This window comes from Aeoliella straminimaris (genome assembly GCF_024054565.1).
Taxonomy (GTDB): domain Bacteria; phylum Planctomycetota; class Planctomycetia; order Pirellulales; family Lacipirellulaceae; genus Aeoliella; species Aeoliella straminimaris.
In genome coordinates, this window is record NZ_JAMXLR010000055.1 from 180,001 (window position 1) to 206,342 (window position 26,342).

At 61.0% G+C, this 26,342-nt stretch carries 26 protein-coding genes; 12 read left to right on the forward strand and 14 right to left on the reverse strand.

The window, feature by feature from the left end; genetic code table 11:
* The first annotated feature begins 35 nt into the window (after positions 1-35).
* The gene (locus NG895_RS15980; protein WP_252853524.1) at positions 36-233 is read left to right on the forward strand and encodes a hypothetical protein; all 198 of its coding nucleotides are present in this window, start codon (positions 36-38) and stop codon (positions 231-233) included.
* A gap of 62 nt (positions 234-295) precedes the next feature.
* Here NG895_RS15980 and NG895_RS15985 read toward each other — a convergent pair whose 3' ends face one another.
* Positions 296-1,393 carry a M24 family metallopeptidase gene (locus tag NG895_RS15985; protein WP_252853525.1) on the reverse strand — a complete coding sequence of 366 codons (1,098 nt, stop codon included), beginning with the start codon at positions 1,391-1,393 and terminating at the stop codon, positions 296-298.
* 303 nt (positions 1,394-1,696) lie between these two features.
* On the opposite strand from NG895_RS15985, the gene NG895_RS15990 reads away from it, so the two are divergent.
* Together NG895_RS15990 and NG895_RS15995 are read left to right on the forward strand one after the other, a co-directional pair.
* Entirely contained in the window at positions 1,697-1,960 is a 264-nt protein-coding gene (locus tag NG895_RS15990) for a carbon storage regulator (protein ID WP_252853526.1), read from the forward strand.
* A gap of 250 nt (positions 1,961-2,210) precedes the next feature.
* Positions 2,211-4,322 (forward strand): lipase family protein, encoded by a 2,112-nt coding sequence (locus NG895_RS15995; RefSeq protein WP_252853527.1) that lies wholly within the window; start codon positions 2,211-2,213, stop codon positions 4,320-4,322.
* Here NG895_RS15995 and NG895_RS16000 read toward each other — a convergent pair.
* Positions 4,294-4,608 (reverse strand): carbon storage regulator, encoded by a 315-nt coding sequence (locus tag NG895_RS16000; protein ID WP_252853528.1) that lies wholly within the window; start codon positions 4,606-4,608, stop codon positions 4,294-4,296. The genes NG895_RS15995 and NG895_RS16000 overlap by 29 nt on opposite strands.
* 859 nt (positions 4,609-5,467) lie before the next feature.
* On the opposite strand from NG895_RS16000, the gene NG895_RS16005 reads away from it, so the two are divergent.
* A complete protein-coding gene (locus NG895_RS16005) occupies positions 5,468-5,935 on the forward strand; it encodes a hypothetical protein (RefSeq protein WP_252853529.1) in 468 nt (155 codons plus the stop codon).
* A gap of 192 nt (positions 5,936-6,127) precedes the next feature.
* Positions 6,128-6,874, forward strand: a complete 747-nt coding sequence (locus NG895_RS16010; RefSeq protein ID WP_252853530.1) for a UvrB/UvrC motif-containing protein — start codon at positions 6,128-6,130, stop codon at positions 6,872-6,874.
* A 5-nt stretch (positions 6,875-6,879) separates the two neighbouring features.
* On the opposite strand, the gene arfB is transcribed toward NG895_RS16010, so the two are convergent.
* A complete protein-coding gene (gene arfB / locus NG895_RS16015; protein ID WP_252853531.1) occupies positions 6,880-7,311 on the reverse strand; it encodes an alternative ribosome rescue aminoacyl-tRNA hydrolase ArfB in 432 nt (143 codons plus the stop codon).
* Between the two features lie 39 nt (positions 7,312-7,350).
* Entirely contained in the window at positions 7,351-8,208 is an 858-nt protein-coding gene (locus NG895_RS16020; protein ID WP_252853532.1) for a sugar phosphate isomerase/epimerase family protein, read from the reverse strand.
* 369 nt (positions 8,209-8,577) lie between these two features.
* On the opposite strand from NG895_RS16020, the gene NG895_RS16025 reads away from it, so the two are divergent.
* Together NG895_RS16025 and NG895_RS16030 are read left to right on the forward strand one after the other, a co-directional pair.
* Positions 8,578-9,210 (forward strand): response regulator, encoded by a 633-nt coding sequence (locus NG895_RS16025; RefSeq protein WP_252853533.1) that lies wholly within the window; start codon positions 8,578-8,580, stop codon positions 9,208-9,210.
* 97 nt (positions 9,211-9,307) lie between these two features.
* Positions 9,308-11,023: an AAA family ATPase gene (locus tag NG895_RS16030; RefSeq protein WP_252853534.1), complete on the forward strand. Its 1,716-nt coding sequence runs from the start codon at positions 9,308-9,310 to the stop codon at positions 11,021-11,023.
* A gap of 60 nt (positions 11,024-11,083) precedes the next feature.
* Here NG895_RS16030 and NG895_RS16035 read toward each other — a convergent pair whose 3' ends face one another.
* Positions 11,084-12,319 (reverse strand): BaiN/RdsA family NAD(P)/FAD-dependent oxidoreductase, encoded by a 1,236-nt coding sequence (locus NG895_RS16035; protein ID WP_252853535.1) that lies wholly within the window; start codon positions 12,317-12,319, stop codon positions 11,084-11,086.
* Positions 12,309-13,064, reverse strand: a complete 756-nt coding sequence (gene rnc, locus NG895_RS16040) for a ribonuclease III (protein WP_252853536.1) — start codon at positions 13,062-13,064, stop codon at positions 12,309-12,311. Before rnc ends, NG895_RS16035 begins: the two co-directional genes overlap by 11 nt.
* 246 nt (positions 13,065-13,310) lie before the next feature.
* Here rnc and mgtE point away from each other — a divergent pair, with 246 nt between their 5' ends.
* Positions 13,311-14,720 (forward strand): magnesium transporter, encoded by a 1,410-nt coding sequence (gene mgtE / locus NG895_RS16045; RefSeq protein ID WP_341871462.1) that lies wholly within the window; start codon positions 13,311-13,313, stop codon positions 14,718-14,720.
* A 15-nt stretch (positions 14,721-14,735) separates the two neighbouring features.
* Here the strand turns inward: mgtE and NG895_RS16050 are convergent, their stop codons facing one another.
* Positions 14,736-15,071: a hypothetical protein gene (locus NG895_RS16050; RefSeq protein WP_252853537.1), complete on the reverse strand. Its 336-nt coding sequence runs from the start codon at positions 15,069-15,071 to the stop codon at positions 14,736-14,738.
* A 523-nt stretch (positions 15,072-15,594) separates the two neighbouring features.
* Here NG895_RS16050 and NG895_RS16055 point away from each other — a divergent pair.
* The 3 genes from NG895_RS16055 to dapA all read left to right on the forward strand — a co-directional run bounded on the left by NG895_RS16055 (position 15,595) and on the right by dapA (position 17,995).
* Positions 15,595-16,272, forward strand: coding sequence for a hypothetical protein (locus NG895_RS16055; protein WP_252853538.1), 678 nt, complete (start codon positions 15,595-15,597; stop codon positions 16,270-16,272).
* A gap of 36 nt (positions 16,273-16,308) precedes the next feature.
* The gene (locus NG895_RS16060) at positions 16,309-17,025 is read left to right on the forward strand and encodes a pyridoxine 5'-phosphate synthase (RefSeq protein ID WP_252853539.1); all 717 of its coding nucleotides are present in this window, start codon (positions 16,309-16,311) and stop codon (positions 17,023-17,025) included.
* Positions 17,026-17,107: 82 nt separating this feature from the next.
* The gene (gene dapA, locus NG895_RS16065; RefSeq protein WP_252853540.1) at positions 17,108-17,995 is read left to right on the forward strand and encodes a 4-hydroxy-tetrahydrodipicolinate synthase; all 888 of its coding nucleotides are present in this window, start codon (positions 17,108-17,110) and stop codon (positions 17,993-17,995) included.
* A 13-nt stretch (positions 17,996-18,008) separates the two neighbouring features.
* Here dapA and NG895_RS30635 read toward each other — a convergent pair whose 3' ends face one another.
* The 6 genes from NG895_RS30635 to NG895_RS16095 are packed head-to-tail and all read right to left on the reverse strand — an operon-like array spanning position 18,009 to position 24,036.
* Positions 18,009-18,980: a GHMP family kinase ATP-binding protein gene (locus NG895_RS30635; RefSeq protein ID WP_252853541.1), complete on the reverse strand. Its 972-nt coding sequence runs from the start codon at positions 18,978-18,980 to the stop codon at positions 18,009-18,011.
* 3 nt (positions 18,981-18,983) lie between these two features.
* On the reverse strand, positions 18,984-19,595 hold the full coding sequence (locus NG895_RS16075) for a DUF447 domain-containing protein (RefSeq protein ID WP_252853542.1): 612 nt from the start codon (positions 19,593-19,595) through the stop codon (positions 18,984-18,986).
* 39 nt (positions 19,596-19,634) lie between these two features.
* Positions 19,635-20,294 (reverse strand): anthranilate synthase component II, encoded by a 660-nt coding sequence (locus NG895_RS16080; RefSeq protein ID WP_252853543.1) that lies wholly within the window; start codon positions 20,292-20,294, stop codon positions 19,635-19,637.
* Positions 20,295-20,303: 9 nt separating this feature from the next.
* The gene (locus NG895_RS16085; RefSeq protein WP_252853544.1) at positions 20,304-21,743 is read right to left on the reverse strand and encodes an anthranilate synthase component I family protein; all 1,440 of its coding nucleotides are present in this window, start codon (positions 21,741-21,743) and stop codon (positions 20,304-20,306) included.
* A complete protein-coding gene (locus NG895_RS16090; RefSeq protein WP_261361217.1) occupies positions 21,740-23,158 on the reverse strand; it encodes a DUF6513 domain-containing protein in 1,419 nt (472 codons plus the stop codon). The genes NG895_RS16085 and NG895_RS16090 overlap by 4 nt, the downstream gene beginning before the upstream one ends.
* 53 nt (positions 23,159-23,211) lie before the next feature.
* Positions 23,212-24,036: an SDR family NAD(P)-dependent oxidoreductase gene (locus tag NG895_RS16095; protein ID WP_252853545.1), complete on the reverse strand. Its 825-nt coding sequence runs from the start codon at positions 24,034-24,036 to the stop codon at positions 23,212-23,214.
* A 115-nt stretch (positions 24,037-24,151) separates the two neighbouring features.
* Between NG895_RS16095 and NG895_RS16100 the strand changes: the two genes are divergently transcribed.
* Positions 24,152-25,828 (forward strand): outer membrane protein assembly factor BamB family protein, encoded by a 1,677-nt coding sequence (locus NG895_RS16100; protein WP_252853546.1) that lies wholly within the window; start codon positions 24,152-24,154, stop codon positions 25,826-25,828.
* Positions 25,829-25,907: 79 nt separating this feature from the next.
* Here the strand turns inward: NG895_RS16100 and NG895_RS16105 are convergent, their stop codons facing one another.
* The gene (locus tag NG895_RS16105) at positions 25,908-26,339 is read right to left on the reverse strand and encodes a universal stress protein (protein WP_252853547.1); all 432 of its coding nucleotides are present in this window, start codon (positions 26,337-26,339) and stop codon (positions 25,908-25,910) included.
* Positions 26,340-26,342 lie beyond the last annotated feature (3 nt).

A 26,342-nucleotide genomic window follows, 5' to 3' on the forward strand; every position in this document is an offset into this window, starting at 1 on the left:
GTCAGTGCTCTGGCAAGACCATATCGCAGTATCAATTGAAACGAACTCGGGCTGAGACCTTGTTCCCCGTTGCTCTCATCACCGCAGTCATAGCGACTTCCATCGGCGTGGCCATGTTGAAGTTGCCATTTGGCCAGCCGCTTAAGCTGACCAAGCGCGAAGTGGTTTACGCCGTCGCTGTTGCGGTTCTGTTGACGCTAGTGATAACTTTTTACGTGCCGGAAGTTCACTGATAGCGATCTGGTCCCTCGCCCTCCCCGCGGCTCAGAGCCCGACCCGGAGGGGAAAATTGTGCTCACACCCCCAGCGGCCAATCGGTCACGAGCTCCACGCCGGTCTCGGTGACCACGTAGTTTTGCTCGAGCCGCAGGCCCGCATTCAGGTCCTCGGCGTACAGTCCTGGTTCGGCGGTGAAGTAGTCGCCCACGGCGAAGGTGTCGTCCCAGTGGGGGTTCAGGTGGGGTCCTTCGTGTGGGGCGAGGCCCACCCCGTGGCCCAGATGGTGGTTGAACGTGCCCAGGTCGGCCGCGTCGAGAAACTTCTGCACCTCCTCGAACATTGCCTTGCAGCTTACACCTGGACGAACCTGCGACTCGACCAACGGGAAAACCTCGCTCAGCTTGGCGTGGGCCGCCACCTGCCGCTCGGTGGGATTACCATCGACCGATAGCGTGCGGGCGTTGTCGGTGTAGTAGCCACGGTAGCCGACGCCCAGGTCGAAGATCCAGAGCTCGCCCGCTTGGGCCTCCCGATCGCGGGGCGCACCACCGCGCGCGGCGGCGCGAAAGTCCTGGCCGATGTAGGTGAGTGGCTCGCCCAGTTCGCTCACCGCCGCGGCTTGCAACTGGTTGAACACGTCGATCTCGTTGGCGCCTGGCCGGACCATCTGTCGAGCCGTCTCGTACATCTTGCGATTGGCCCGGTTGGCAAATGCCATCATCGCCAGTTCGTCGGCATGTTTGTGGCGGCGGAGGCGGAACATCGCCGGCTCGATATCGGTCCATTGGCTGCTGGCGTCGGCCTCGAAGTATTGCGGGAATACGGAGAACTCGCCGCCGAGCTGCTTGGCCCCGCTTCCCACCGCTTCGCCCAGTGCCTGTAAACTGGCCTGTGGCTGGTCGCTCCGCATCGTGGAGTGCCATTTGGCCTCGTAGCCCGCCACGACGTCTGCCACCGCGGGGGTGTCGATCTTGCGAACGGGCAGCACCAGCGTCACCCGTCCATCGGCATCGAGTGCGGCGGTGGGCGTGAACAGCGGCCCCAAATGCACTCCAGTGAGCCAGTTGATCGATTCGCCGCGGGTGAGGATCACACGGTCAAGTTTCAGCTCGCGCATGGCGTCGAGCAACAGCTGGCGGCGGGCGAGGCATCCTTCGGTGGTGAGCGATGGCATGTGGTGTTCCGTGAAAGCTCGAGCAGGGGAGTGAAATGGTCTGCGTTTCGCGTATCCAAGCTAGCAGCGAACCTGTCTCATTGACAGACGGTGATTCTCAAAACGAGAGCCCCACTGCCGGTGGTAGCAAGCGGACCATGATAGAAAAACAGCGTGTTTCGCAGGTCCTTTAGTCAAAATTGCATCAAGTTCGAGAATTGGCATCTCTATTGCAATACATGCTCGACAACTCACCGCGAGGCCAGGCTCTGGCAGTTCAGAGCATCGTACAGCGACACGCTAATACAGTTAAGGAGATAGGAAATGCTCGTACTCAGCAGGAAGGCTGGACAACGTATCCACATCGGCGACGACATCGTAGTAGAAGTGCGACGAGTTGCCGGAAATCGCGTCACAATTGCCCTCGAGGCACCTCGTGACGTGCGGATCTTGCGTGGTGAGCTTCAGCAGGCTGCCACTGAATTTGAGATCGAGGACGAGGCGGAAACGTACCCCGTTTCCAGTGCCGTTGCCTCACGTCTTTCGGAACTTACATCCCACATGACCAGCAGTGAAATGGTCGGCTGACTGCCGATCGCACGATCGCTCGACCGCCACTTTGGGCATTCCCCAGCCAGGCAGCGGGCGATTAATAACACCCCTCGCAAGTGGCCGCTTGAATCTCTCCAGATCAAGCGGCCGCTTTTTTTGTGGGCGGCGTCTAGCCGCAAGAAGCTGCTAGCACCCGATTCGCGTTGACCTGCCGCCGATTGGCCTCTATTCTCCGCGCGAATTCAGCTGTCACTCTTCCCGGAACTCCCCTCGCATGGACGGATCCATGCCCTCCCAGCGCCAACCCTTTGCCGCCACTGCGAGCGTTTCCATGCGCCCCGGTGGCCGTCCTGCGCTGCCCCGGTTGCTGGTGGCCGCCTGCCTGACGGTGATCGCCCTGAGTGGCTGTGCCTCGGATCGCAGCCAGTGGGTCACGGTGCGCAACACGCCGAAGAATCCGCTGGAAAACACGCTCCAGCTGCTGTCGCGGAGCGGCCCCAAGCCTTCGGAGCGGACGGCCCAGGTCTTGCGGCGTTACGATCTGGAAAGGCTGGCCGAGCGTGACCTGTCGGCCACCATCACGCGTCTGCAGCAACTGCAGGCGGATAGCACCGATCGCGAAGTGCAGTACTCGGTGGCCGAGTTGGCCTACATCGCCGGCAAAAAGGCCGAGATGCAGGAACGTTCCGAGGCGCTATCGTACTACGGCACCTCGCTGATGTACGCCTACGACTATCTATTCGACCGCCAGCGAACCGAGACACTCAATCCCTACGACCCGCAGTTCCGCGGCGCCTGCGACCTGTACAATCAGTCGCTCGAAGGCACTCTGCGCCTGGTGCAAGCCGATGGGCAGCTACGACCAGGTACGCAGGGCGTAGTGCATACGGTGGGCAAACAGTGCAAGTTCGACATCGAGATGAAGAGCAGCGGCTGGCACGCCGAAGATTTCGACAACTTCAAGTTTGTCAGCGACTACCAGATTGCTGGCCTCCGCAACCACTACCACACCTACGGGCTGGGAGTGCCGATCATCGCCGAGCGGCGCAGTCACCCCGACGAACTGGGCGCCGAGAAGTTTTATCCCGACAAGCTGACGTTCCCGCTCACGGCGTTTCTGCGCATCGATCGCAGCGAACTGCCCGTCGATGGCACGCCCGCCAAGCCGCGGTTTGTGTTGGAGCTACACGATCCCCTCGACCGCCAGACGCTGGCCATCGACGGCATGCAGGTTCCGCTGGAATCGGACATCAGTACGCCGCTGGCTTACTTCCTGAATCAACCCGACTTCAAGATCGAGGAAGTCTCCACGCTGGGGCTGATAAAGCCGGGCGAGGTCGAGCAACTTCAGGGGCTCTACATGCTGGAGCCGTACAACCCCAACAAGATGCCAGTCGTGATGGTGCACGGACTTTGGTCGAGTCCGGTGACCTGGATGGAGATGTTCAACGACCTGCGTAGCGACCCTTACGTGCGACAACACTACCAGTTCTGGTTCTACCTGTACCCCACCGGGCAGCCGTTCTGGGTTAGCGCGTCGCAAATGCGACAAGACCTGGCCAAGGCTCGCACAGCCATCGACCCCCGCCAGTCGTCGCCGGCCCTCGATCAGATGGTACTGGTCGGGCACAGCATGGGCGGATTGGTATCGAAGCTGCAAAGCATCGACAGCGGCGACCAGTTCTGGGCCACGATGACCGAACGCCCGTTCAACGAGTTGCAGGCCGAGCCCGATCTGAAGAAGCAACTGCAAAAGGCATTCTTCTTCCAGCCCAATCCATCGGTTCGTCGCGTGGTGACCATTGGAACGCCGCACCGGGGTAGTAGTTTCGCCAACGACCTGACCCAGTGGGCCGGCAATAAGTTCATTCACCTGCCGATGAAACTAATCGCCAGCCGCCAGGCGCTGATGCGGGACAACCGCGACTACTTCCGTCAGGACGCACCTTTGGACATCCGCACGAGCCTCGACTCGCTCGATCCGCATTCGGTACTGCTGACCACGTTGCGCGGCGCCGATCCGGGGCCCTGGGTGTCGTATCACAACATCGCAGGGCGCCAAGCCGAAAGCGGCTTTGCCAGTTGGTTCAGCCAGGAGGGCGATGGCGTCGTGTCGCTGGAAAGTGCCCAACTCGATGGACTGCCCAACGTGCGGTCGCAACTGGTGGTCGAGGCCGATCACCTGAGCGTGCATCGGCACCCACAAAGTATTTTGGAAGTGCGCCGCATCCTGTTTGAGCAATTGGCCGAGTTGGAACGTTTTCCGCTTCCGGCGGGCGAGGTGATGATGGCGTCGGCAACCATGGAGGAATCCACTGCCGACAAAACCCCGCCCGCGGAACGAACTGCCACCAGCCCGCAAGGCTCGATTAACGTGCTACCACACTCGCCGTATTGAGGAATTCGGCCAGCGGTCCACCTTCGGCTACCAAAGCTGGAATGACCGAGGCCACCTGCGAGCGAGGTACGCGGGCGTGCAGCGGTTTGGCTTCCGCCTGTTCGGCAACGCGGTGCGAATCGGCAGCATCGTCGCCATCGAAGGCGATTTCGCCACGCAGCACACGCATGTCGCTGGGAGCTTCGATTCCCAGACGGACCGCTTTGCCCTTGGTTCGCAACACGGTGATGACAATGTCGTCGCCAATACGAATCTTCTCGTCGGACTTTCGGGTTAGAACCAACATCTCTGTCACTCCATTGGTTGAGGAATAGGAAAAGACTGCCGTCAGCAACCACTTAAAGCAGTTGGGCTGGGTTGCTCCGCAACCCACTGGTGCTTTATAGGAGCACTGGGCGAGGTGACCAGTTCGGCCGCTCCTCGTCGCCCGCACCCTTCTGTACGCACGCGACGTGCCAAGGTTGGCTGGGAAGAATCGGATTTGGCAGGAAACCTATGCAATTAGGCTGTTTCCCGCGTTTTTTGGCAGCTAGCATCCTGCAAACCAGGTAGGCAGCAATTGCAACGGCTTGTAACTTTGCGACAAAGGCCCCGCCGTGAAGCCCCCAACCCTAGTGCCAGCGATCGTCAACCTTCCAGCGCGCCAAAATGCGCGATCGGAAGCGAATCAGGTTCCCTAACCAATCCCGTGCTTACCAGGGCCGTGGGGAGTGACAACCGCCCGATGATTGCGGTTTAGCGCCTCGCCTGGCAAGCCAACGATCAGTGTCCTCGACGCCATGTTCCACTCTGGAGGGTGGGGTCCAAAATCAGCGGAGGCCGGGGTTTCCGGCATTTCCGAAAAATTTGCTTTTGTGTCGGTGGCGAGTCGCTAAAATACATAGCCGCAGCGGCTGATGCGCAAATTCGTTCCTTCGACATCTATCTTTCTTGTCCTTGTCATCTGCTTTCGCGTCGATTGGCATCTCTTGAACTGTCGGGCCAGCAAGCACTCCCCGCGGAGTGAAATGGGTGTTTACCAGCCCATCTTAATCAATACCGAAGTTCACCCCGCCTTCACCCCAGTGGCCGCGTTGTGTCCGTAACAGGTTGCCGTCGACCGCCGTGCGCGCAACCCCACCCGGACCGCGGCGAGGAGAAAAGAAATGTTTAAAGCGACCTACGATGTCTCGCACGCCAGCCAAAGTTGGATGGAACACGAAGCCTTGGAGCACGTCAAGCGAGCGCTACGCGTGACCACCAGTTGGCAATCGCCTGCCATCAGCTATCAACGCAAAAGGCAAAGTGTGGAGTTCGCCCTGGAATCGTTCACCCGCCACCTCGAGCGGCTCATGGACATCGAGGAGCAGGACGGCTACCTGCGGATGGTGGTGGAATCGAAACCGAGCAAGGCCAAGCAGATTGCCAAGCTTCGTGACGAGCACCAGATGTTCCGCGATCGCACTGGCGAGTTGCTGGACGCAATAAGCGACCTAGGCGAGTGGGAGGCCATCGAGTTCGAACGAATTTGCGCAGAGATTGGCCAACTACTTGACGACATCGACCGGCATGATCGCGCTGAGATCAACCTGCTGCAAGATGCCATGCTCCTGGATGAAGGCGTGGGCGACTGATCGGGAGGGGTTGATTCTGAAAAATGGCCGGTTTTTCCGGACGGCAGCGCTCTTGGCAGGCGTTATTTGCGGTTTTTCTGCCTCGTCAGGTCGGGTGGGATATGCGTAGAATTAAGGGTTAGTGACCTACTACCGCAACTTCCACGAACGGACCGGCAGCCAACCCCGAATTCGCAGCACTGAGATTGATCGATGCCCGACTGGCCCCAGCACCTGGACCACTTATTCGAAGAGTGGCCCTACGAGTTTGGCGACGTCGCAGCCCGCAAAGTGCAGGGTCGTGACGGTCGCGACGTCCTGCAATTGCGCATGGACATGGGCGTTCTGCAGCTAGAAGTGACCGGCCGGCCCGATGGGGGTCGTCCCGGTGGTTGTGACAATTACATGGAATACCTGCAGCAGCTTGTCGCTGCCGAGGGCGAAGAGTTCGAACTGGACGATACGCGCTGTATCGAGATCGATCGCGAGTTCGTACAGTACTATCATCGTCGCATCGCCTGGCTGTCGTTGGGCGATTTCGACCGCGCCGCTGCCGATGCCGATCACTCACTGGCATTGATGGACTTTTCGTCGCTGCACGCACCCCACGCCGAATGGGCCGAGATGCACGAGCAGTATCGCCCCTTTGTGTTGTTCCATCGCACCCAGGCCGTGGCGCTGGCGGCCCTGGAATTGCTCGACCCCACAAGTGCGGTGGAAGAAATCGAAGAAGGCTGCAAGCTGATCGAGAACTCCTACCGATTGCAGGGGGCCGAAGAAGAGGATCTGGCCGAGGACGAGTTCCTCGTGCGTCTAGGCGAGATGAAGACCTCGCTGGAAGAGCAATACGAGATCGAGCCGCCACTGGCCAAGCAACTAGCCGAGGCCATTGCTCGCGAGCAATACGAATTGGCAGCGGAACTACGCGATCGCATCGCCCGGCATGGGGCCCGACGCTAAAGCAATCAGTCGTCGAATCGCGGCGTGCGGCGACTCTGCTTCCGCTCCGATCGCGCTCGCTTCTCCTGCAATCTTCGCGCGTTGGCGGCGGCCGACTTTTTGCGCGGCTTGCGCGGCTTCGGCACAGCCACCGCTGCCAACACCAGTTGCCGCAGTTTCTCTAGGCAATCGTCCACGTTGCGGCGTTGTTCGCGATGCCGACTGCTGGAGAGCACCAACTCGCCTGCATCGTTGATCCGCTTGGCAAACAGCCGGCCAAACCGCGATTTGACGCCATTGGGCAGATAGATCGATGCCCCGTATTCCCACCGCAGCGTGGCCTTCGAGTTCACCTTGTTGACGTTCTGTCCCCCCGGGCCGGGGCTACGGGAGAAGGTGAGATTCAATTCGCTCCGCGGGATGGCGATCTCGTCGTTAATTGTCAGATAATCTGCCACCGGACCACGGGGTAAGAAGTTGCACAACGAAGGGGGCGATTATCTGGACCGTTCGGCCAAGGGTCGGTGCTCATCCTGCCTGACTGCATCCACGCCGGCCACCAGGGACTGGTAGGTCTCGGCGAGCAGCGTCTGGTAGTCGGCGACCTCGATTTCGGCGCCCATCAATTCAACATCAAAGCACCCATTGTATCCCGCAAACTGCAGCGCGGCGACCGTTTCCCAGATGGGCAACACGCCATGCCCTAACGGGCATCGCTCTTGGGCGGCAGTTTGTGCGACGCGAGCGTCACCCAATTGCACCAGGGCCAGATGAGGGACTAGGTCGGCCACCAATGCGGGATCGTCCGCCAGTTCGGGAAAGTGGTAAAGATCGTACACCAGCTTCACATGCGGCGACTGATACTGGCCAAGCAGTTCCAGAGCATCCTCCAGCGAGTTGAGAAATGTCCATTCGCGGGCGCAACTGGCATGCATTGGTTTGATGGCCAGGGTCACACCGGCCACTTCGGCCGCCATGAGCATTTCGTCCAGACCCTGGCGAAAAAGACGGTTACGGTGGGGACGAATATGGCTGTTTTGCCCGCCCGCCAGCACCACCAGGCAGTCGGCCTGCAGTCGCTCGGCAGCCCCCACCGCCGCCAGGGCGTCGCGAATGCTCTCGTCGAGCGTACGGCCATCGCCACCGGTAAAGCCACCGGCCCAGCTCAGCGAGCTGACGGTCAGGTCGGAATCGTCTAGCATCTCCCGAGCCCGAGCCTCGCCAAAGTCGTTCACTTTTCGTCGCCAGAGGCCAATCGAGTCGAAACCTGCCTTCTGGGCGTAATAAAGATCTTCGTCAAAGGTCCATCGATAAGTGGTCAGCTCGTTAACGGAGAAGTTGCAATCGAGGGGCATCGGGAAGAGTTTTCTTGGTTCGAGTCGCGAGTTGTCCCTGCTGAAGGGCCACCGCGGTGGCCCCAAGCCGAAGCTTGTAGCTTGCAAAGTATGGGGAATTAGTGGAAAACAGACAACACTAATCCTACGATGCAACTTCTCCTCAGAATCCCCACCACCGATCGCACGAAAGTGGATATATTCGGTTTTATGTAAAGAATCCTCATCTACAAGGTTGTGTTTCTCCGCAGCCTGTTTTAGAGTTTGAATAGCTTACTTGGGGGGACTGCAGCTAGCGATCTGCTTACTGTATTCGTGCCTGCACTTTCCAGCTTTGCACCCCACAAGAAGGGGGGTGGCCCTGGAGTGCTGGAATAAGGACCAAACAGCATGGCGATCAAGGTGCTGGTGGTCGACGACCACCCGGTCGTCAGGATCGGCGTCAAACAACTAACGTCTGGAACCGACATTCATGTCGTGGCCGAGGCGGAGAACGGCGCTGAAGCCATCGAATCGACCAAGAAGATGCAGATCGACTTGGTCCTGCTCGACGTTCGTATGCCCGAGGTCGACGGCCTGCGGTGTCTAGCGGAGATTCGCAAACTCAAGCCGCAACTGCCGGTCTTGATGTTCTCGGCTTACGACTCTCCAACCTACATCGCTCGCGCTGTAGCTTTGGGGGCTTCAGGGTATCTGACCAAGTCGGTGAAACGCGACGCCCTGATCGGCGCCATTACCGAGGTTGCCGGCGGAGGTACCGCCTGGTCGCGCGACGATTTACGCCGTGCCTCGGGGCCGGTGGGTGATCCCGACACCGAAATCGATCTGGAAGTGCCCCTGACGCGGCGCGAGATGGAAGTGCTCAAACAACTGGCGTTCGGCCTGACAAACAAGGAAATCGCCGAGGCGCTGGGGATCAGCTACGAGACGGTCAAGGAACATGTGCAGCATGTGCTCCGGAAGCTGGGTGTCTCCGATCGCACGCAAGCCGCCGTGTGGGCCGTGCGCAAGGGCCTGGCGTAGCCGTTGCCCCTGCGGACGCCGCTTGCAGTCCTCCCACGTGGCGAGATAATCAAAGGGTACAGTTTCCCGCCACGTTCTCGCCTCCTGCTCGCTCGTCATGGCCGACTACGACCTGCCTTCGCGGCCATCGCTGTTCAGCCGCACGCTTCGCGATTGCCGGAAGCTGTATGTCTCGAGCGGAGAGCTCTGCGAACGGGACTACCCACAGCTCATCGATCGTACCGATGGCAAATTTGTTGCACTGATGGACGACCTGCATCGAGCTTTGGTGCTGAAAATCTACCTCTCGATCTGCGAAGCCGACAAGAGATGGTCCAAGAACGAGCGGTTTCTAGCCGAGGTGCTCTGCCACCACTTGTGGGGGCAATGGATTTCCGGCGAGAAGCTCAACGAAACAATGAAGCACGCCTCGGGCGAGTCATCCAAACTCACCTGGTACAGCATGGTGCGTCCGTTCGAGCGGATCAGGCCGCTACGCGATCGCGTGGGCCAGCTTGATACCATCGTGGCCCGGCTGTGCAACATCGTGGCCCGCGCCGATGGGGTGATGCGCGAGCCCGAGGCCGCCATCGTCCGCTCGATTCAACTTAAGCTGGATAGCCACCTGAAACACCGCCCGTTGGACGACGCGGAGCCGGAAAACCCCGCCGACCTTGGCGAAAGTGCGCAGGCCATCGAGCAGATGCGGCGCGAAGCGGACGATGGCATCTACGTGCCGAGGCCCACTTCGCAAGCCAACCGTAAGTTCAAAAAGCGAAACACCACTCCGGCGGAGAAGGTTGCCATCACCAAGCCGGCGGAACCTGAACTGACGGTCGAAGAGGCGCTCGACGAACTCGATAACCTGATTGGCTTGGGCGAGATCAAGCACGAGGTCCGTTCACTCACCAACTTTCTCAAGCTGCAGCAAAAGCGTACCGCGGCAGGCCTGCCCGAGACCGACATCAGCCTGCACATGGTGTTCACCGGCAACCCGGGTACCGGTAAGACAACCGTCGCCCGCATCATAGGGAAGATCTACCGGGCGTTGGGCGTACTGGAAAAGGGCCATTTGGTGGAGACCGACCGTTCGGGCCTGGTGGCCGAATACGCCGGACAGACTGGTCCGAAGACCAACAAGAAGGTCGAAGAGTCGCTAGATGGTATCTTATTTGTCGACGAGGCCTACAGCCTGATCGCCTCGCGGAGTGAAGATCCCTACGGGCATGAAGCGGTGCAGGCGCTCTTGAAACGGGCAGAGGACGATCGCGAGCGACTGGTCGTGATCCTGGCTGGCTATCCCGACGAAATGCAGGAGCTGCTGGAATCGAACCCAGGCCTGTCGTCCAGGTTCAACCGCAAGCTGCACTTTGTGGACTACACGCCGCTGGAGCTGTCCGGCATCTTTGGGCTGTTCTGCAAAAAGAACCGCTACGAACTCACCCCCGCGGCGCGGCTCCGTGTCATCCAGTGGCTCACCTGGCACTACGACCGTCGCGACCGCCATTTCGGCAACGGCCGCGCGGCCCGTAACCTGTTCGAGCAAGCGATCCGCAACATGGCAAACCGGCTGTCGTCGCTCAAGGAAATCTCGCCAGAGCAACTGCAATTACTGGAAGGCCCCGATATCGATTACGGCGAAATCCCGACCGACGTGTACGTGCCGCTCGACGACCCGACGTGCAAGATTCACGTCCTGTGCGAGGCCTGCAAGCACGAGAAAGACGTGCCCGCCAAGTTCCTCGGTCGCAAAGTGGTGTGCCCCAAGTGCAACGCCCAATTTACCATCGAGTGGGCCACGCTGGCCACGACAACCGGCGAACCAGCTCCTTAGGTAGAACGGCATTTGCTGAGTCAATGGAGCGCCACGACGGCGGCAAACGCAAACCGATCGCTAGACGCTATCCCCCGCCAGCCATCCTGTGCTGAAGGCAGCCTGGAAGTTGTAACCGCCGATGGGGCCGTCGATGTCGAGCACCTCGCCCACCAGGTACAGCCCCGGTGTGCACTTGCTCTGCATATCGCGCGAATCGACCTCGGAGAGCGACACGCCGCCGGCGGTTACCTCGGCCTTGGCGAAGCCCAGCGTCCCGTTAACATCGAACTTGCTGCGTTTGATCTGGTCGATCAAACTCTGACGTTCCGCCTTGCTGAGTTCGGCCGCCACGCGATCGAGTGGCACACCAGCCTGAACCACCAGGGCGTCCGCCAGCCGCGTGGGGAGCCACTCGGCCACGAGGCCGCGAATCACACGCCGGCCACTGAGTTGGCGAAGCTCGTCGAGCAACTGCTCTTGCGTCCGGTCGGGAAGAAAATCGCACACCACCTGCAGTCCAGCGCTGCGGGCGTGGGCAGTCACCTCGCGACTGAGGTCCATGGCCACCGGGCCCGACAGCCCGATGTGGGTGAACAACAGCGATCCGCGGCGGGCGGCCAGGGGCTTTCGTTCGCCGGGTTTGGTAATCGACACGCCGACATCCGGCAGCGTCAGCCCGGAGAGTTCGTGTGCCCAATCGTCGGTGGTCTTCAGCGGCACCAGGGCAGGGCGGGGCGGCACGATCGAATGCCCCAGCGACTTGGCCCAGGCATAACCATCGCCGGTCGTGCCACAGCCGGGATACGACTGCCCGCCAGTGGCGAGCACCACACTGCGGCAGTGATACTCGTCTGCATCCGTTGAAACAACGAAGCCATCCACCGCAGGCTCGATGCCAGTAACGGCCACACCGAGAACGAGCTTGGCGCCGGCACGCTGAAACATCCCCAGCAGCGTTCGCTGTACATCGAGCGCGCGGTTGCTGGTGGGGAACACCTTGCCGGTCGATTCGACCTTCGTAGCGAGGCCTTCGACGTGGAAGCGGTCGACTAGTTCTTCGGGACCGAGGGCCGCGAGCGGGCTGCGGAGAAAGCGGGCTTGGTGACGCGGGAAGGCGTCGGTCAGCGTGCGACGGTCGGCAGCGTGCGTGAGGTTGCACCGGGTACCGCCCGACATCAGAATCTTCACGCCCGGCTTGGTGTTTTTCTCGAGCAGCAGCACTCGCTTGCCACGCTCGGCGGCACGAATGGCAGCCATCAATCCGGCCGCACCGGCGCCAACGACGATTACCTCGTTCGCTGCATCACTCTTCACCGTCGTCGTCCAAAGGCGCTTCGTCCTCGTACGGTGCGTTGTCGCCGCGGAGTCCGTAGATGGCGTTGGCGGCGGCCCGCTGCTCCGACTCCTTCTTGCTCTTTCCCCAGGCGGGGGCGAACCGCTGCGGACCGATCTCGGCCGCTATCTGGAAGCACTTGCAGTGGTCCGGCCCTTTTTCGTCCAGCAAACGATAGTTGGGCGTCACGCCGTGCTCGCGCTGGGCCAGTTGCTGCAACTGCGACTTGTAGTTGCGGCCCATTTCGCCGGCCTCGGCCAGGTCAATCTCGGGTTCCATGCACCGTTCGACGAACTCCTTGGCGGCTTCCTGCCCGCCATCGAGAAAGATGGCTGCCACCAGGGCTTCGAACACCGCGGCCAGCACGCTGGAGGGTACCTCGGGGTGGGTGGTCATCCCTTTGCCGAGGATCAGAAACTCCTCGAGCCCCATAGCAGTGCTGACTTTGGCGCAAGTTTGGCGGCTGACGACGATCGACTTCAGCCGGGTCAGCTCGCCCTCGAGATGCTCGGGAAAGTCGCGATACAACCGTTCGCACACCACGGCACCCAAAATGGCGTCGCCCAGGAACTCCATCCGCTCGTTCGATGCGAGCCGATTCTCGGCACCCGAAGCATGGGTGAGGGCCGATTCCAGAAACTGGCGATTTACAAACGTGTAGCCCAGCCGCGCTTCGCACGCGTCATACCGTGGCTGCACCTCGTCCGAGGCATTAACTGTCGACATTCGCCCTAAATCCCGCCGGAGCGGCGGTCGCGAAGCTGCGCCTGACGGCCTCAGCCACGTGACTGTCACTCCGAACTGCAAGACACGAAAAGATAGTTGTCCGATTTTCTAGCAGCATAAGCACCCCTGCCGCCATAGTCAACTCAAAGCGGACGGGCGATTTGGACGGTTCTGGGCGTTTACGGTGCGACGGATGGCAACTAAACTGCCTAACTCCTGCCCTCTAGACGATTTATCGCGACTTGCATGTTGATCAACACCCTGCTACTGCCCGAGCTGCGCGAGATGCTTGCCTCCGGCGACGAGCAGGGACTGCGCGAATTCGCCTCGGCAATACACCCGGCTCGGGCGGCCGAGTTCATGGAGGGACTATCCCCCCAGGAAGCGTGGGACGTGCTGCAGGCGTCCGATTCGGCCAAGCAGGCCGAGGTGTTCGGCTTCCTGCCCGATAGCATGAAGGTCGAGATCCTCGAAACGGTCAATCCGGCGGAGACCTCGCCACTGGTGGCAGACCTGCCGGCCGACGACCGCGTGGATCTGATCAGCGACGTCCACCCCGATGTGGTGGAAGAGATGCTACCGTTGCTGCCAGCGGCCGAGCGACGGGAGACGCTGCGGCTGATGGAGTTCCCCGAGGGAACTGCCGGTAGTGTGATGACCACGGAGGTAGCGCGGCTGGGTGAGAACCTGACAGTGCACCAGGCCCTGGAAGAGATTGCCCGCCAGAGCGAAGACCTGGAGACGGTGTATTACAACTACATCGTCGACGAAGACAACCGTCTCCGCGGACTGATTTCCGCGCGACAACTGGTGACGCACTTCGGCAAGCCCGACACGCGAATATCCGAGCTGATGCAACGCGACATCGTCACCGTGCAGGCCACCGACGACCAGGAAACGGTGGCCGCCAAAGTGGCGAGCTTCGACTTCATCGCCATTCCCGTGGTCGACGAGCAACAACACCTGCTGGGAATCATCACGCACGACGACATCATCGACGTGTTGCGAGAGGAAGCCACCGAAGACGCCCACATGGCGGCGGCCGTCGATCCGCTGGACGACAGCTATCTGGAAACGCACTGGTTCACGCTTGCCTGGAAGCGCGGCATCTGGATTGGCATCCTCTTCCTGGCAGCCTTGCTCACCGCCCTGGCGCTACAGAACTACGAAGCGGAGTTTCAGAAAGTCTCCTGGCTGGTGCTGTTCATTCCGCTAGTCATCTCCAGCGGTGGCAATTCGGGCAGCCAATCGGCCACGCTGGTGATTACCGCCATGACGCACGGCGACGTGAAGCTGTCCGACTGGTGGCGGGTGATCCGCCGTGAACTTGCCATGGGACTGTGCCTGGGTTCATCGCTGGCGGCCGCCGGCTACATTTGTGCCGTGATACTGCTGAAGGGCTTTGCGCCAGAGGATGCGTCCGGGCAACCGATATTCGAGGTGCCGACGTTTGCCGAGGTGCTGGTGATCCCCATCACACTGGTGATGGTGGTGATCTGTGGCACGCTGTGCGGAGGTACGCTGCCAATGGTGTTCCGCCGCTTGGGGCTCGATCCGGCATTGATGAGCAACCCGTTCGTGGCGGGCATCATCGACATCGCCGGCATCGTCATCTACATGAATGTCGCCGTAATCATGCTCGACTCGTTGAGCTAGAGCGACTGGGGGCGATTAGACGTCGAGTAGCGGGTGACCAACGTACATCTGCAGAATCTGGCTCTGTACCTTGATTGCGCGAATCAGCACCCAGATCTGCTCCTGTGTGAAGCTCTTCGGATCGCTGTTGGCCAGCTCTTCCAGTTCCTGCGTCATCGCCGCATGCTGGTCGGTGGCCAGTTGCAATCGCAATCCAGTATCCTTCCAAGCGCGGTGCAGGGTTTCGCAATTGAGCAAGTCGTCGAGCTCGGCGTATTCGTTGGTCAGCAGCAGGCACAGTCGGGCAACGTCCTGCGGCGAGGCTTCGGGCTGCAGTTCTTCAATGTGTCGAGCGAGGCTGTGGCAGTTCATCGTAGTGCCCTTGGCGGCAGTCGGAGTAGGCGAGAGCAAGGTTCTGTTTCTTATGTTGGGAGGGTGAGCTTCCTTCAACCTGAATTCATGGTTGGCTGTTGCAGCCAGCGTCTGGCAGGCAGTTTGAAGTCCCCGCCAGAACGCTCAAACGTAGGTTAGGAACAGCGGGCGTCGAATGTGAAAGAAGTCCACGCAGGGTGCCTTTTGCGCAGAGACGTGGCAATTCGGCAACATTCTTCGGCAGACCGTGTGGCCGGGTCACTACCAAGGGATGATCGAGTGGCAACACGACCGCATAAAGCCGGGAAAACTCCGTGTATTTCCCGAAACACCGGGGCCAACGACCGACACAATCGTCACCAGGAACCGGAGTTTTGTGACGACCGTGGAATAGCGAATTCTCCGTTTATTTGAGCGGTTCGGCCCGGCACCCCGGCAAAAAGTTTGTGGACACGTCCCGGACCAGCGGGGACAATATCCGTTGGCGTCTGTCAGCCTTGTTTCTTCCTCCGGAATCACAGCCATGCCCAGTTGCCAAGTTTGCGATGCTTATCTAACCCCATTGCAGTACGCCAACCAAGATTGCCCCGTCTGTCGCGAGAAAAGGGACCAAATTGAAGCCGCCACGCAGGACGAATGGCGGAGTGCTGCGAAAATGGCCAATCTGGCCGAGGCCGGTTATCTGGTCAGTTGCCTGGAGGCCAACGGCATCGATGCGCAGTTGGTAGAATCGGAATCATTCAACGCCATTGGTGGCGATTGGTCGCGCACCTACACGCTGCAAGTCCCGGCTCGATGCTTCTCCGACGCGTCGACGATCCTTCGCGAAGAGTCGGAGCTCATTCTGGGCGAGCAGGTGGAATACGACGCCTTTGGCGAACCTATCGACAACGAGCCGGTCCATCTGGTGTTCTGGAGACCGGTCGCCTTGATGGCGGTGGCTGGTTTAGCGACACTGTGGCTCAGCCAACGTGTGCCTGCCCCCCACCCCCGGGTGGCCCCCAACCGCAGTGCCGCTGCGTTGGGTGCAGCGATCGACGCTTTAGGCGAACCGATGGTGATCGAATCCGATCGCGGCCAGGTTCGGCATCGTTTGCGATACGATCGTGCCAACCGGACATTGCAGCTCGAATCGGACACCAATGGCGACGGGCGACTCGACCGCAGACAACGTTTTGTACTCGAACAGGCGGACCAATAGTGGTCCGTGCGACCACCGTTAGGAAAGCCACCGCGAATGTCCCGACTCGGCGTTAATATCGATCACGTTGCCACCGTCCGCGAAGCCCGCAAAACCAATGAACCCGACCCCGTATGGGCAGCCACCCTGGCCGAACTCGGGGGTGCCGATGGTATCACGCTTCACCTGCGAGAAGACCGCCGCCACATCCAGGACCGCGACGTGCGGATCATGATCGAAACGGTCGCCGTGCCCACCAATCTGGAGTTGGCCACGGCCGAGGACGTGCTGGCCATTGCCTGCGAACTGCGCCCCTCGCAGGCCACGCTGGTGCCAGAGCGACGGGAAGAGGTGACCACCGAAGGCGGACTGGACGTGGTGGGCCAGCAGGATAAAGTCGCCGCGGCGGTTGGGCGGCTACAGGACGCGGGCATCGTGGTCAGCCTATTTCTCGATCCCGATCCCCAACAGATCGAAGCGGGTCTGGCCACCGGCGCCCAGGCCATTGAACTACACACCGGCGCCTACGCTCACGCCTCGGCCAAGGGCCCGGCCAGCGACCAATTTGCCGAACTCGAGCGGGCCGCCAAACAGATTCGCGACGCCGGCATCCTGCTCAACGCGGGGCACGGGCTCACCTATCGCAATGTCCGCCCCGTGGCGCAAATCGAGGGCATGTATGAGCTGAATATCGGCCACAGCATCATCGCCCGGGCCATTATGGTCGGCCTGGAACAGGCGGTCCGCGACATGAAACGCCTAGTTAGCCAATAGCGTCGCCCCCTGGCCGGTGCGCCGGCCAACTCGGTATCATTTACCCGAGTTACTTATCCTCAAGATGAGCGAGAATATAGCGATGACGACCAAAGGCGAAGCGTTTGCAGGACTTTCCGTAGCACTGACCACGCCCTTGAAGAATGGCGAGGTGGACTACGAGGTCTTCGGCGAGCAGATTGAGTTCCAGCTTGCCGCCGGCACCAACTGCTTGTGCCCCGTGGGCACCACGGGCGAGTCGCCCACGTTGAGCCACGAAGTGCACGAGCAGGTGATCGCCTTCGTTGTGGAAAAAGCGGCCGGCCGCGCAAAAGTGATGCCGGGCACCGGTAGCAACAGCACCGCCGAAGCGTTGCGGCTCACGAAGTTTGCCGAAAAGGTTGGCGCCGACGCCGCCCTGCAGGTCGCGCCTTACTACAACAAGCCGACTCAGAAGGGCTTCTACGAGCACTTCAAAGTGCTGGCCGAAGAAACTGGCATTCCCCAGTGCATCTACAACATCCCAGGCCGCACAGCCAAGAACATCGAGCCCGATACCATCGTTCGCCTGGCCGAACTGGAGAACATCGCCCTGGTGAAAGAAGCGACCGGTTCGCTCGACCAGGCTTCGCAGGTGATTGCGGCTACGAATCTCACGGTGCTCTCGGGCGACGATAGCCTGACGCTGCCGCTGATGGCGGTGGGAGCTCGCGGAGTTGTCTCCGTGGTAGGCAATCTGGTGCCAGGCGATATGCTCCAGCTGGTCGCCGCGGCCAATGCCGGCGACTACGAAAAGGCCCGCCAGTGGCATTACAAGCTCTTCGGGTTGTGTCGAGACATGCTGGGCTTGGCCACTAACCCCATTCCGGTAAAGTCGGCCATGCAGATGCTAGGCCGTGACTCCGGCGAAATGCTGCTGCCGATGACGCCGCTGGAAGAGAGCGAAATGGCGTCGCTCCGACAAACGCTGGTTGGCTACGGCCTGCTGTAGTCGCAGTGGCTCGCTACGGTTCGCGATGCAGCTTGGCGCCGTCGTTCTTGGCGGCAGCCATCGCAATCGTGTACCCGCCGTTCGGAAGTTGCGCGAGCAACTTTGCACGCAACTCCGTGGCTTGATCTTCATGGCGAGCCATCGCAAACACCGTGGGTCCCCAGGAACTCTGTCCCACGCCTTCGGCCCCCAGCGAACGGAGCAGCTCGACCACACGCGTGACCTCGGCATTGGCGTACGGGCCACCCTGCACGGCGGCGAAGCAAAGCCCCGCGGTATGGCCATACATGTACACGCCGCGGGCAAAGTTGTCGAAGTCGGCCGCTTGGCAGGAAGGTACGATCGTCTGGGTCGCCAGTCGCTGCAATTGGCGAGTGGTTTCCACCGGCACCGGGGGCAAATTGGCAAAGGCGGATAGCTCGGCCTCGCCAGCGATGCCGCCGACAGCATTGGGCATCACCAACAGGACGCGCCACTCGCGTGGCACCGCTACGCGCTCGCCGAGCGTGCCTACCGCTTCTTCACGGCCTTTGCCGGCATCGACCAACAGTCCGCCGCACTCGAATCCATGGGTACCAATCGCCGAGCGCAGTCCTCGGCCCGCCACCATGGCTAGCTGCTGCGGGCTTGAGCTCCGCTTTCCCAGGAAGTCTGCCAACCCGCGAGCCACAGCCAGGCTGATTTGCGTGCCGAGCCCAAACCCTGCATGCTGTGGTGGGTGCTCGAGCACCTCGACACGCACGGGCGGCAAGCAAGGCAGGTTCCAACGCTTGGCGCAACGCTCGGCCACCGCCTGCACCCGGCTCGTCAATTTGCCAATCGCTTCGAAACGTTCTTCCGGGGTGAACCGAACCAGCAGTCGCGGCCGGTCGATCATCATGCCGACACCACCAAATTGCCGCGTGTGCATCTCGCCCCACGCCCACAGGCCAAAATGAAGCCGGGCCCCGCACTCGATGGTTAGTGAGCCGTTCGCAGCCGCCACCACTTACTCCATCATGGTCCGCGTGTCTTGTTCCCCCAGGCGATCGCTCAAGTACTGTTGCAGTTCAGCGAATGCTTGCCGTTCGTTGGGTCCGGCTGTTTTGTCGACGATCGTGGCGTACTGCTCGAAATGATCGAGAACGGTTTCGACGGAAATCAGGTGCAACCTCGAAGCCAGAATAGCGGCTTCGATCACCGCGTGCCGGGCTCGATTGAAACCGAAGAAATCGCGCACCCGGCCTTCGTCCTTCACCCGGCAGATCATCTCGGTACGGTCCCGCGTCTCGTCTTGTTTTTCCACCTCGAAGGCATACCAGCGGACGCAGTCGGCCAGTCGTTGTGGGTAGCCTTCCGGGCCGAACTCCATGGGGGGAGCTTCGAACAGCCTTCCAACCGCTGCCCGGGCCATAAGCAGCACGTCGTCGGTAACGTGCAGAATGCCCCTGCGGGTTCGACAGAGGTTCTTGAAGGTCATTGAAGTCTGGTACGGACGGAGCAACAGACCGGTAACCGGCCAGTCCACGCGTGGCCCCATCGCGGCGACGTGCGTCGAGCCATCGTCGTTGAGCGTGGTCACGATCCCTTCGAGCAATGCACAGTTGTGAAAGTTGGTCATCCGAGCCACCGGTCATCTGGGGGGAAAGTTTGGTGTGAATTAAAAGGTGACAGGTCGCGTGGGCATGGTCCGCGCTGCGGCCGGTGCTACTAGTTCGGTTGCCATAGCAGGCGTTGGGTTGGGCTCGACGCCCGCCATACGGAGAAAATTGCCAAGCAGAGCGTAGCCATGTTCGGTGAGTACCGATTCGGGGTGAAATTGCACGCCAACCACCGGCAATTCGCGGTGCACGACTGCCATCAACGTGTCGCCTTCGAGTGTCCAGGCCGTCGGTAGCAGTTGCTGGGGGAGCGATGCCTCGTCGACCACCAGCGAATGATATCGCCCCACCGTAAGGGGCGATGGCACACCCGCAAATAGGCCTTGGCCGTGATGCGTAATCACGGACGCCCGTCCGTGCCAGGGACGTTCGCCCCGCACCACGCGGCCTCCCAGGGCCTGGGCAATTGTCTGGTGTCCGAGGCACACCCCCAGCATCGGCAGCTCAGTATGGAGCTGCCGAACCAACTCCAGCGACACACCCGCGGTGTCGGGCGTGCAAGGTCCCGGCGAAAGCACAACAGCCTGGGGACGCATTTGACGTACTTCCTCGACCGTGACCTGGTCGTTGCGCACCACCTGCGTCTGGCTGCCTAGCCGCTGGAGGTAGCGGGCCAGGTTGTGCACAAAGCTGTCGTAGTTGTCGATAACCAGAATCATGGGTGCACTTCAATCTCGAGCCCGCAGCATGCCGTGGGCTTTATGCCAGGTTTCTTCGTATTCGCGCCGTGGATCACTATCGGCGACGATTCCTCCCCCCGCGGGCACCTGCCACCACCCGCGTCCCGCGGTAATAGTGCGGATCAGCAGGTTGCTGTCCATGGTGCCGTCGAAACCAATATACGCGAGCGAGCCGCAATACGCACCGCGGGCTGTTGGCTCCAGTTCGGCGATGATCTCCATGGCTCGCACCTTGGGCGCACCGGTAATCGAACCACCAGGAAACGTTGCTCGCAGCAGATCTATCGGTGTTTTGCCGCCCTGCAGTTGACCTTCGACCGCGGAGACCAGGTGCTGCACGTAGGCGTACGACTCGAGCCCACAGAGTTGGGTTACCCGCACGGTTTCGGGCTGGCAGACGCGCGACAGATCGTTCCGCAACAGGTCGACGATCATCACGTTCTCTGCCCGATCCTTCTCGCTTTGCGACAGTTCGTCCCCCGCGAACAAATCCGCTTCGGGCTGCGAGGTCCGGGGTCGGGTGCCCTTAATGGGCCGAGTCTCCACGTGATCGCCTGCTAAACGCAGGAAACGCTCGGGCGATGCGCTGGCGATTTGATACTCGCCCAGGTCTAGAAAACCGGCGAACGTTGCCGCATTGCGTTGGCGAAGCCGCTCGTACAGGTCGAAAGAACTACCAACGGCCGGAAGCAACAGTCGCTGCGAAAGATTCACCTGAAAGATGTCGCCCGCGTGAATGTATTCGACCGCTCGGGCGACTGCTGCGAGATACCCGTCGCGGGAGAAATCGCTGGTGAGTCCCTCGCCGACGTCGAACTGGGGGGCGAGCGTCGAAGAAAAAATCGGCTCGCCGGGAGGCGGGGCAACTTTCTCCACGGGGGAGAGGATTTGCCGGTAGAACTCTTCGCAACGTTCAACCGCCCGCTGGCGGCGTCGCTTCGGATCGGTTTCGGGGAAGCCCTGCGAGATGAGCCACCCGCTGCCGGCTTCGTGATCGAAGGCCACCACCAGGTCGTACAGTCCCATGGCGAGCGCGGGCACCTGGAACTCATCGTGCTGCGGGCGGGGCACTCGTTCCAGGCTGTGGCACAGCTCGTAGCCCAGTAGACCGGCGGCGCCGCCCTGGAAGGGGGGCAGACCATCGACAGTAGGCGTGGAGTATTTTTGCCACGCGGTCTCCAGCTTCGCCAAGGCGTCCGAGCCATCGGCCGGTGCGGTCAGCCACTCGAAAGGGTCGGCCGCTACGAATGAATAACGCCCCAATTGGGCATGGGACATCGCACTGTCGAACAACACCACGTGCGGAAGTGTTCGCAGTGCTCGAAATACATCCAGTGCGGTGATTTCCACGGGTAGCGGACGCACCACCGGCAGTCCATGCTCGGGCAGACGGTATATCGCATCGGACTCGGAACTGTTGCTGGTCATACGTCGTTCGACTTCTTCGCGGGACGGGTCTTCAAATAGTGACGTTGCTCTTCGCGGGTGAGGTGCCCCCAGTCCAACGCCTCATCCTGCTGGTATTGTTTGTCGAGCGTGATAGCGGTGAGCGCCTTATGCATTTCGTACCCCAAGTAGAAAGCATGGCTGGCGTCGAGGTTCGCCGGCAGCGAGCCATCAGGACCGCTGACCATCAACTGCTTCATCAGCACGAAGGGATCGGCGTTGGCCAGGTGTAGATCGCTGGCAACCAGATGCACCAGGCCATCTTGGACGAAGATGCGGTAGTTGTTGTCTTTAATGTGCTGGGCAAGCCGGTCGAGCTCCTCCACGGTGGGCTCCGCCACCCGCTCGCCGCGTAAGGTGAGCAACCGCCGCTCAATGTGCTTGGGCAGCACGCCTTGGGTGACCGCATGGTGAACCATCCGCCGCGCGATATCGCATTCGCGAACGCTCGAGCGAGCCCAGTTGATCACCTCGGTGGTCAGCACGCTGCGAATGCCCAATTCCTGGCAAATGGCCAGCAGCAGCACGTTTACCCCCGCCGAGTCGACGTCGGTCAGCTCCGTAAGGTTGCCAATGCCCATCATCATCTCGGCGTCGGGGTAACGATCGCGCGTCGCAAAGTAACGCTGCAAACTTGCGGCAAAGCCGAACCCGATGGGCTCCAGGATGGGATCGATCCGGAGCGGCACGCCCCGCGAGGCCAGAAAGTCCACCGTTTGATCCAGGCCCGCGAGCGTCTTGGGATCGTCCGGCACGGCGACCACGGTCGCCCCCCAATCGACGGCCGCCTCACGGTTGCTGGAATTCACCGACAGTACCAATTCGGCCCCCGCGGCCACGGCTGGCGCGATTTCGCGTGGGTCGAGGCTGTCGATCGACACCCGCAGACCCAAGTCCTTCACTGCTCGAACCACGTCAGCCACACCGCCCCAAGGCCCCTCAGGGTCGCAGCCCAAATCGATCACGTCAGCGCCATCCTCGGCGTACCGCCTGGCGATCGTGAGGATCTCTTCGAGCGTCAGCCGTGGGCAGTTATTGATCTCGGCCAGGATCTCGATGCCGTGCGCACCGTAATCATCCGGCTGGGGGCGTTGCCCGAAGTGCTGGGGGAGCTGCCGCAGATCGCGGGGGCCGAACTCGATGCGGCGGTCGCCAGCAAGCTCGGCGAGTGGAGTCGTATCCCCCTGGCAGTATCCGGGCAGCAACAAGCTTGTTGCCTGTGGCTCGATCGAAAGCTTGCCGGCAATCCACTTGGGAGTCATGAGTGCCGCCACGGTAATAGGTAGTACACTGATCGTGTACTCGAACCCCACCTGCGGCGCGAGCGTCTCCACCATGGCACGGAGCGAATGCTCGGCAAGTCGACCGGTGACGAATTGAATATGATCGCGTGACAAAGTACCCAGTCGCGAAGAGAGATCGATTCCACGAAATGCACAAGGCCGACGAGCTACGACTCGCCGTGAAGATTGCGGGGTTCTGTGAACGCCCCTGCGAAGCCACCGTTCACGGGCAACGTATGGCCGGTGATGAAGCTCGCTGCGGGCGACGCCAGGAACACGACCGCCGCAGCGACATCCTGGGGCGTGCCCCAGCGATCGAGCAATGCTTCGGACTTGGCACGTCGGTCCCAGTAGTCGCTCGCCTCGCCGCTCCACTTGGTGCGAATCCAGCCAGGCGCAATGCAGTTCACTCGCACCTTGGGTGCTAGCGTACGGGCCAGGCTGCGTGTGAAAGCCATCACCGCACCTTTGACGGTCGCAAACATCTGCCCGCTGTCGCCTTCCATGCCGACCTCGGCCTGATCCCAACCGATATTGATGATGGTGCCGGAACCTCGCGCGACCATTTTCGTACCAATCAATCGGCTCAGCGACATCGTGGCGCGAACGTCCACGGCCCACAGGGCGGCCAACTTTTCGTCAAACGACAAATTGGCCGCCGCACCGGTCAGGACGTCGACGCCCGCGTTGTTGATCCAAATGTCCACTGGCCCGGATTCGTCAACCGCCTTTACAAAGGTTTCGCTGCTCGCCTGTTCAGCCAAGTCGAACTGGAAGTCACGCCCACCTGCACCGATGGCCTGTAGCTGCTGACGAACCTCGGCCATTCCCCGGAGGTTGCTCCGCGTATGCAGGTGAACGTCCGCCCCCGCGGTGGCCAGGGCCACAGCCATGGCCCGCCCGATGCCGCTGGAACTGCCGGTTACCAGCGCGGTTTTGCCGGATAGTGGACGTGTGTCCCCGGCAACGGCTGTAATTTGTGGTTCGCTCATCTGGTTTGGCGTTGTTCGGTCATTAGTACCGGCCTACTATCTAAAGGCCGTGAAGAGCAAGCCGCCTGCGGCCGCTCGCACTCGCAAACATTTACTATACAAGGTCAGCTTGGACATGTCGTCGGACCCTGAAGCTACACGTGCGGCGTGGGCCACTTGGCCCGTGCGCTGGTTCCCTGTCTTGTGGTGGTGCTTCTTGCTGGTGCTGGCCGCCCTGATCTGGATTCCCGGTGTGCTGCACCTGGAGTCGGACGTGCAGACCGTCGCTTCGGTAGTGCTCGCCAATCTGGCGTGGCTGGTGCCTCTGGGGTGGTTGCTGCTGTGCTGGCCACCAATCAAGCGAATGAGTTTAACCAAAAAGTGGCTGCTCCGCGCAAGTGTCGTGGCGGTAGTGGTGGCAGGGTTCTCGAGCCTCGACGTCGACTACGATGGCGATGGACGCTGGAAGGCCGTGCGGTTTGCCTGGAGCACCGATCCGGATGAGCAACTCGACTCGCTCGACTTCAGCGAAGTGGCCGACGATTGGCAGGAGACCCCCAACGACTATCCACGTTTTCTGGGAACTGGATACTGGGCCGAGGTGCCTGACGTGCAACTTGCCAGCGACTGGAAAGCCTCGCCACCCGAACTCCTTTGGAAGAAACCGATCGGGGCGGGATGGTCGTCGTTTGCCATCGTAGGCGACTACGCGGTGACGCAGGAACAACGCGGAGCAGACGAACTGGTGGTGTGCTACCGCCTGTCGACTGGCGACGTGGTGTGGACACACACCGACAACGCACGGCACGATCCGGGCGACATGCAGGGTGGCCTGGGCGGTATCGGCCCCCGAGCCACGCCAACCATTCACCAGCAGCGCGTCTACACCATGGGCGCCACCGGCGTGGTCAACTGCCTCGACGCCCGCACTGGCGAAGCCCTCTGGTCGCACGACCTGGCGGAATTCGGTTTGAAGCCACTACTGTGGGCCAACTCAGGGTCGCCTCTGGTGGTGCCTGACTCGAATTTGGTGGTCATCGCAGGTGGGGTGGCCGAGGCAACCGAGGGCGACAAAAGCACTTCGCTACTGGCCTTCGATCGGGAGTCCGGCGATTTGGTCTGGCGAAGCGGCAAACCGGTGACTTCGTACGCCTCGCCCGTGTACGCTGTGATCGCCGGCGAGCCCCAGATCATTCAGGTCGAGGAATCGACCGTCGGTGGTTATCGCGTCAGCGATGGCAAGCCACTGTGGGAGTTCGAGCAACAGGGCAGCTCGTCCGGCGCGGCGTCGTGCTCGCAGCCGATTCCACTCCCCGGTGATCGCCTTCTGGTTTCGAAGGGCTACTCGGTCGGAAGCCGGTTGGTACAAATCACCCGCGATGGCGACAAGTGGCAGGCCGAGATACTTTGGGAAAAGCCGGTGCTGAAGACCAAGCTTTCGAATCTGCTGATTCGCGATGGCTACGCCTATGGACTCGATCACACGTTGATGAGCTGCGTCGACATCGAATCGGGCAAAGTGCAATGGAAGAAACGCCGACGACACGGCCTTGGTCACGGGCAGAATCTACTGGTGGGCGACAAAATCTTCGTCCTCAGCGAAACGGGTGAAGGGGTGCTGGTGGAGTGCAACCCCGAGAAGTACGTCGAACTCGGCTCGCTGGAGATGCTGGCCGAGGACGGCGTAACCTGGAACAACCCCGCCATGTCGGGTCCACTGCTGCTGGTACGAAACAACCTCGAGGCCGCCTGTTATCGCTTGCCAACGGTAGAGGCCCCAGCCGAGCAGGAATCGGAAGATGATGGCCCTTAGCCGCGAAGGGCAAGCCAATGGTCGGTTTGACTACGGACCATCTACTGGCTTGCCCTCGTTGCAACAGGTGTAACGGCGATTAGTGCCGCAGCATCATGACCGGGATGTGAGCCAGCCGCAAAACACGTTCGGCAGTCGATCCGAGCAGAATGCGTCGGAAGCCAGTCCGTCCATGCGTCGGCATCACGATCAAGTCCGCCTTGATGGCGTTGGCCTGTTCGACAATCTCATGCCCTGCGTCACCAAACAGGACGTGGTACACGACTCCCTGGTACTTATCGTCGGCAAAGGTCTTGCTGAACGACTTCTCTACGTTCTTTCGCTGCGTATCTTCGCTGATGGTCTCCCACACCACGCCCGGCGTGGTGATGTCGAGATCGGCAGCCACGTGCAACACATGTACATGACTGGGCGAATCGGCCATGTCCAGTGCTTCGTCCACGGCCTTGATGCTGTCCTCGCTGAAGTCGACAGGCACCAGCAGCTTCTTTCCTCCAAACCAATCGCTCATCTC